Origin of the sequence: Streptomyces sp. NPDC001373, from assembly GCF_042895815.1 — a bacterium.
Lineage (GTDB): Bacteria > Actinomycetota > Actinomycetes > Streptomycetales > Streptomycetaceae > Streptomyces.
Genome location: NZ_JBIAWQ010000004.1, coordinates 450878 through 457553, shown reverse-complemented (window position 1 = coordinate 457553; position 6676 = coordinate 450878). Strand labels below are relative to the sequence as shown.

Below are 6676 nucleotides of genomic sequence, written 5' to 3'. Positions count from 1 at the left end.
TTTTTTACCCACACCACCACCCGGGGGTTATGTTCTCCCCCGTGTGGCCGGGCCCCCCCGGGGGGGGGGGGCAGGGGGGGGGGGGGGTAACCCCCCCCCCCCCCGCCCGCGGCCCCGGCCGCACGACTGCCAAGACCGCCGGAAGCCCGCGCGGCGGCATCGGCCGCGCCTTCGCCACGCACTGGTACGCCTGGGCCATGGTCGCCCCGGTCGTCCTCGTCCTCGGCGTCATCGTCGGCTGGCCGCTCGTCCGCGGCGTCTACCTGTCGCTGACCAACGCCAGCGAGCGCAACGTCGCCCGGACGATCGGCGTGCGCCACATCGAGGCCACGTACGAGTTCGTCGGCCTCGACAACTACACGGCGGTCCTCGGCGACCCCGTCTTCTGGCAGCGGCTGGTGTGGACGGTGACGTGGACCGTCGCCTGCGTCTCGATCACCTTCGCCCTCGGGCTCGCCCTGGCCACCGTCCTCAACCGGCAGTTCCGGGGCCGCGCCGCCTACCGGATGGCGCTCATCCTGCCCTGGGCCGTGCCCGGCTTCGTCTCCGTTTTCGCCTGGCGGTTCCTCTTCAACCGCGACAACGGCATCCTCAACAAGATCCTCGACGGCGGCGGCATCTCCGCGATCCCGTGGCTGGACGACCCGACCTGGGCCAAGCTCTCCGTCGTCGCCGTCAACGTCTGGCTCGGCGTGCCGTTCATGATGGTCGCCCTGCTCGGCGGGCTCCAGTCCATCCCCGCGGAGCTCTACGAGGCCGCCGAGATGGACGGCGCCGGACCCTGGCAGCGGTTCCGGCACATCACCCTGCCCGGGCTGCGCGCCGTCAGCATGACGGTGATCCTGCTCTCCACCATCTGGACCTTCAACATGTTCCCGGTGATCTTCCTGCTCACGCGGGGCGGTCCCGGCGACTCCACCGAGATCCTCGTGACCCAGGCCTTCCGCGAGGCCTTCGTCGCCAGCCCGCGCGACTTCGCCGGCTCCGCGACCTGGGGCGTGCTGATCCTCGGCCTGCTCATGATCTTCGCGCTGGTCTACCGGCGCTCGCTGCGCAAGCAGGGAGAGGTGTGGTGACCGTGTCCGAGACCGCTTCCGAGACCGTGTCCGGGGCCGCTTCCGCGACCGCTTCCGGGGCCGCTCCCGCGACCGCTTCCGGGCGGGCCGCCCGCCCCCGGGGCAGCCGCTCGCCGCTGGCGTCCTTCGGCCTGCACGCCACCCTCCTCGTCGCGTCCGTCATCGCCGTCTTCCCGGTGCTGTGGATCCTGCTGACCTCCCTCAAGCCCGCGAAGTACGCCATCAGCACGGACTTCGTGAAGGAACCGACCCTCGCGAACTACTCCTACCTGCTGGAGTCCAGCCACTTCCTCAGCTGGTTCTGGAACTCGGTCCTGGTGGCGGGGGTCACCACGGTGCTCGGCGTGTTCATCGCCGCCACCACCGGGTACGCCGTCAGCCGCTTCAGGTTCCCGGGCATGAAGCCGCTGATGTGGACCCTGCTCATCACCCAGATGTTCCCGATGGCCATCCTCATCGTCCCGCTCTACAACCTGATGGGGGAGCTCGGGCTGCTGAACCAGCCGCTCGGCCTGATCATCACGTACCTCACCATCGCCGTCCCGTTCTGCGCGTGGATGATGAAGGGCTTCTTCGACACGATCCCGATCGAGATCGACGAATCCGGCCGGGTCGACGGGCTCAACCCCTTCGGCACCTTCTGGCGCCTGATCCTCCCGCTCGCCAAGCCCGGCCTGGCCGTGACCGGCTTCTACGCCTTCATCACCGCCTGGGGCGAGGTCGCCTACGCCTCCGCCTTCATGGTCGGCGAGGAGAACCTCACCCTGGCCGGCGGGCTCCAGACCTTCGTCACGCAGTACACCTCCAACTGGGGTGCCATGAGCGCGGCCTCCGTCCTCATCGCCATCCCCGCGGCCGTCTTCTTCCTGTTCGCCCAGCGTCACCTCGTCGCCGGCATGACGGCGGGCGCCACCAAGGGCTGACCACCCGGCCCGCCCGGCCACTGGCGTTCGACTCCCGCTTTCTGTACGACCGGCCCGACTCTCCAAGGACACCATGACCCAGCACCTCGCCGACGCCCTCCCCACCCCGACCGGGACCCGGTCCGGCTGGTGGAGAGACGCGGTGATCTACCAGGTCTATCCGCGCAGCTTCGCCGACTCCAACGGGGACGGCATGGGGGACCTCGAGGGCATCCGCGGCAGACTGCCCTACCTCAAGGAGCTGGGCGTCGACGCCGTCTGGCTGAGCCCCTTCTACGCCTCCCCGCAGGCCGACGCCGGCTACGACGTCGCGGACTACCGGGCCATCGACCCCATGTTCGGCACCCTGCACGACGCCGACGCCGTCATCCGCGAAGCCCACGGGCTGGGCATGCGGATCATCGTGGACCTCGTCCCCAACCACTGCTCCGACCAGCACGAATGGTTCAAGCAGGCGCTCCGCGAGGGACCGGGCACCCCGCTGCGCGAGCGCTTCCACTTCCGGCCGGGGAAGGGGGAGTCGGGCGAGGAGCCGCCGAACGACTGGGAGTCCATCTTCGGCGGGCCCGCCTGGACCCGGGTGGCCGACGGCGAGTGGTACCTGCACCTGTTCGCGCCCGAGCAGCCCGACTTCAACTGGGAACACCCGGCCGTGCAGGACGAGTTCCGGTCCGTGCTCCGGTTCTGGCTGGACCTCGGCGTCGACGGCTTCCGCATCGACGTCGCGCACGGTCTCGTCAAGGCGCCCGGACTGCCCGACCTGGGCCGCGACGAGCAGCTCAAGCTCCTCGGCAACCAGGTGCTGCCCTTCTTCGACCAGGACGGGGTCCACGAGATCTACCGCTCGTGGCGCAAGGTCCTGGACGAGTACGCGGGTGACCGCATCGGCGTCGCCGAGGCCTGGACCCCGAGTGCCGACCGCACCGCGCTCTACCTGCGCCACGACGAGCTGCACCAGGCCTTCAACTTCCACTACCTGAGCACCGGCTGGGACGCGGCCGCGCTGCGCGCCACCATCGACGAGTCCCTCGACGCCATGCGGCCCGTGGGCGCGCCGACGACCTGGGTGCTGTCCAACCACGACGTGGTCCGGCACCGGACCCGCTTCGGCAGCCTGGAGCGGGCCCGGGCGGCCGCGCTGCTGATGCTCGCGCTGCCCGGATCGGCGTACGTCTACCAGGGCGAGGAGCTCGGGCTGCCGGAGGTGACCGACCTGCCGGACGAGGTGCGCCAGGACCCCTCGTTCTTCAAGGAGAACGGGCAGGAGGGCCTGCGCGACGGGTGCCGGGTCCCGATCCCGTGGTCGGGCGAGGAGGCCCCCTACGGCTTCGGTCCGGGCGGCAGCTGGCTGCCGCAGCCCGCGGAATGGGCGGGGCTGAGCGTGGCCGCGCAGACCGGCGACGCGGACTCCACGCTGGAGCTCTACCGTTCCGCGCTGCGGATCCGGCGCGCCCACGAGGACCTGGGGGCCGGGGACGCGGTGGAGTGGCTGGAGGCGCCCGAGGGCGTGCTGGCCTTCCGGCGCGGGTCGTTCGTCTGCACCGTCAACACGACGGGCGAGGACGTGCGGATACCGGCGGCGGGCCGTGTCCGGGGCGCGGTGCTGCTGGCGAGCGGTGAGCTGGGCGCCGACCTGGACGTCCTGCCGGCCGACACCGCGGTGTGGTGGCAGGGGTGAGTTCCCCGTTGCGGCTGACGGACATCGCCTCGCAGGCCCAGGTCAGCGAGGCGACCGTCAGCCGCGTGCTCAACGGCAAGGCGGGCGTGGCGGCCGGCACCCGGCACCGGGTGCTGGCCGCCATGGACCTGCTGGGCTACGAGAGGCCGGTGCGGCTGAAGCGGCGGAGCAACGGGCTGGTGGGGCTGCTGATCCCCGAGCTGACCAACCCGATCTTCCCGGCGTTCGCGCAGGTCATCGAGCAGGCACTGGCCGGGCACGGGTACACGCCGGTGCTGTGCACCCAGACGCCGGGCGGCGCGACCGAGGACGAGCTGGTCGAGCAGCTGGAGGAGCGGGGGGTCACCGGGATCGTGTTCCTGTCCGGCCTGCACGCCGATGCCACCGCCGACCCGGCGCGCTACCAGCGGCTGGCCTCGCGCGGGCTGCCGTTCGTCATGGTCAACGGCTTCAACGAGCACGTGCACGCGCCCTTCGTCTCCCCCGACGACCGGGCGGCGGCGGACATGGCCGTACGGCACCTGGAGGAGCTGGGCCACCGGCGCATCGGCCTGGCCATAGGGCCCACGCGCTACGTGCCCTCGGCGCGCAAGGAGCAGGGCTTCCTGGCCGCTCGGCCGGGCGCCGACGCCGAAGGCCTGGTCCAGCGCACCCTGTTCACCGTCGAGGGGGGCCACGCGGCGGGCATCGCCCTGCTGGAGCGGGGGTGCACGGGTGTGGTGTGCGCGAGCGACATGATGGCCCTCGGGGTCATCCGCGCGGCCCGGGAGCGGGGGCTGCGGGTCCCGGAGGACGTCTCGGTCGTCGGCTTCGACGACTCCCCGCTGATCGCCTTCACCGACCCGCCGCTGACGACGATCCGCCAGCCGGTCCGGGCCATGGCCACGGCGGCGGTGGGGGCACTGCTCGAAGCGGTGGCGGGGACCCCGGTCCAGCGGACGGAGTACGTCTTCCAGCCGGAGCTGGTGGTACGGGGGTCCACCGGGCCGGGGCCGGAGTAGGGCCCGCGCGGCGCGGGCCCGCCATCTGCCCCTCGAGGGGCGGGGACGGGCCGGTGCCCGCCCACCCGCTTCCCCGGGTGCGGGGCGGTGGGTGGGGGCCGCCTCGCCGCGCATCCGGGCTCGATGGCTGTGCGACCGGGGCTGCTCTCACGCGTCAGATCGCTACGCGCTGCCCGGGTTTCGGCGGCTGCGGCCCTTCCGGGGCTGGTCATAGGCGGGCTGGACGTTTGCGACGGCCGTGGTGAATTCGCGGCCGGAGGCGTTGCGGATGTACGCCAGCTCCGTCCAGTGCTCGTAGGTGTCCGAGTCCGAGACGTTCTCGTTGATGACGGCCATCAGCTCCCCTTCGACGCCGGAGGCGATGTCGCGGACGCGGCGGCGGAGGAGCCGGTGGGGGACGTACTCGTACCGTTCACTCATCCGAGTCTCCCTCGAAGGTGTCGAGGAAGCGCTGCCACCCTGTGCGGGCTCGGTCGAGCAGGTCGGTGCCGGTGGTGTCTATGACCGTCACACGGGTCACAGGTGCGTCCGAGGTCGCGGGGGCGTGGGTGTGTGCGGCCATGGCGGTGCTCCCTACCGTCGTCAGTGGGTCGTGTGGTGACGGTAGGGGCGGCCCGGGGTGGGCAGGGGCACAGTCTGTGCCCCTTTCCGTTCAGGAGGTCAGGAGGCCCAGGCGGGTTGCCAGGTCGGAGGCTCGGCGGCGGCGGGAGGGGGATCTGGCCTCGGTTTCCTCCAGGACGATCCTTCGGGCGTAGCCGTTGTACCTGACGGTGTCGGGGGCGGTTTCGTGGGCTTGGGCGAGCGTGGCCAGGGCTACGTCGGGCTGGGCGTCCAGGTGGTAGGCGCGGGCCTGTTCGATGCGGTGGCGGGCCCGGCGGGGGCGGGAGGGGATCGTCTCGGCCTCGGCGCGGGCGGACTGGCGCACGGATTCGCCGCCCGTGTGGAGCTCCACCGCCACGGTGACCGCGTGGGCGCCGATGACCGCCCGGGAGAAGCTCGTGACCGGGTGGAAGTAGGCCGGGGGGAGGGTTTCCGCCAGGAGGCGGGCCTGGTCCCAGTGGTGCCATGCGGTGCCGGTTTCGCCGCGCCGGGCCGCCGTGAGGCCGGCCTCGGCGGTGAGGGCGCCCGCCACGGCCCGTACGTCCGCTGTGGCGGCGGGGAGGAGCGGGGTCAGGTAGCGGAGGGTTTCGAGGGTGACGGCGTCGGCCGCCTCGTAGTGGGCGCTGTCGCGGTGGGCCTGGGTGGTGAGCCAGGCCGCCAGGCCGATGGCGTGGGGGTCCTCCGAGTCCTGGGCGGCCGTCATGCCGCGTTCGGCCACCCGCCAGACCAAGGGGGCGTCGGGCTGGTAGGCGCAGAAGAACTGGGCGAGGAAGTAGGCCTCCGCCAGGCGGGCTTGGGCTGCTTTGCGGTCGGCGACCGTTTCCGCCTGGCGGACGGAGGCCTGTGCGTCCCGGATCAGGCCGGGCAGCAACGCGCCCACGACCTCGCGGTGGTCGGGGGACGAGTGGCGGGCGGACCAGGCGCGGGACAGGCGGGCGGTGAGGTGGGCGACCGGGGGCGCCTCGTGGCTGCTGCCGAGGTTCAGGGAGTTGAGGGCCTCGCGGACTTCGGCGAACCGGGGGTGTCCCGGGCCGGCGAAGAGGTCGGCGCGGAGGGAGGTGTCGCCCGTGAGCTCGGACAGGTTCCGGACGCGGAGCACCTCCGCGACCCGGAGGACGAGCGGGAGGTGCGGGGTGCGCAGGCGGCCGGTCTCGACCGCTTTGACCCATGAGCCGGATCTCCCCAGGAGGCCGCCGAGTTGGCCGCGGGTGAGCCCGCGCCGGGTGCGGAGGATCTGCATTCTCTGGCCGAACACCAGTGGATCGGAGTACGGGTCCGGGGTTGCGTCGTACGACATGCGGCCTTGCCCCTTCCTTGCAGCTCGACACCGACAGGGTAGGTGGTGCGCGCCGACGGTCCGGCAACTCGCCCGCGGGGCAAGCGGAATGAGGCGTTTTC

7 protein-coding genes are annotated in these 6676 nt (G+C 72.2%); 4 read left to right on the top strand and 3 right to left on the bottom strand.

What is annotated here, in order from left to right; all coding sequences use genetic code 11:
* Positions 1–197 precede the first annotated feature (197 nt).
* The 4 genes from ACFY15_RS13040 to ACFY15_RS13025 all read left to right on the top strand — a co-directional run bounded on the left by ACFY15_RS13040 (position 198) and on the right by ACFY15_RS13025 (position 4678).
* Positions 198–1076 (top strand): carbohydrate ABC transporter permease, encoded by an 879-nt coding sequence (locus ACFY15_RS13040; protein ID WP_390825491.1) that lies wholly within the window; start codon positions 198–200, stop codon positions 1074–1076.
* Positions 1077–1102: 26 nt separating this feature from the next.
* On the top strand, positions 1103–1999 hold the full coding sequence (locus ACFY15_RS13035; RefSeq protein ID WP_390825529.1) for a sugar ABC transporter permease: 897 nt from the start codon (positions 1103–1105) through the stop codon (positions 1997–1999).
* 73 nt (positions 2000–2072) lie between these two features.
* A complete protein-coding gene (locus ACFY15_RS13030) occupies positions 2073–3677 on the top strand; it encodes a glycoside hydrolase family 13 protein (RefSeq protein ID WP_390825490.1) in 1605 nt (534 codons plus the stop codon).
* The gene (locus tag ACFY15_RS13025; RefSeq protein ID WP_390685601.1) at positions 3665–4678 is read left to right on the top strand and encodes a LacI family DNA-binding transcriptional regulator; all 1014 of its coding nucleotides are present in this window, start codon (positions 3665–3667) and stop codon (positions 4676–4678) included. The genes ACFY15_RS13030 and ACFY15_RS13025 overlap by 13 nt, the downstream gene beginning before the upstream one ends.
* 162 nt (positions 4679–4840) lie before the next feature.
* Here the strand turns inward: ACFY15_RS13025 and ACFY15_RS13020 are convergent, their stop codons facing one another.
* The 3 genes from ACFY15_RS13020 to ACFY15_RS13010 all read right to left on the bottom strand — a co-directional run bounded on the left by ACFY15_RS13020 (position 4841) and on the right by ACFY15_RS13010 (position 6575).
* Positions 4841–5098 carry a hypothetical protein gene (locus ACFY15_RS13020; protein ID WP_390825489.1) on the bottom strand — a complete coding sequence of 86 codons (258 nt, stop codon included), beginning with the start codon at positions 5096–5098 and terminating at the stop codon, positions 4841–4843.
* Positions 5091–5240: a hypothetical protein gene (locus ACFY15_RS13015; RefSeq protein WP_390825488.1), complete on the bottom strand. Its 150-nt coding sequence runs from the start codon at positions 5238–5240 to the stop codon at positions 5091–5093. Before ACFY15_RS13015 ends, ACFY15_RS13020 begins: the two co-directional genes overlap by 8 nt.
* Before the next feature lie 90 nt (positions 5241–5330).
* Positions 5331–6575: a helix-turn-helix domain-containing protein gene (locus tag ACFY15_RS13010; RefSeq protein ID WP_390825487.1), complete on the bottom strand. Its 1245-nt coding sequence runs from the start codon at positions 6573–6575 to the stop codon at positions 5331–5333.
* Positions 6576–6676 lie beyond the last annotated feature (101 nt).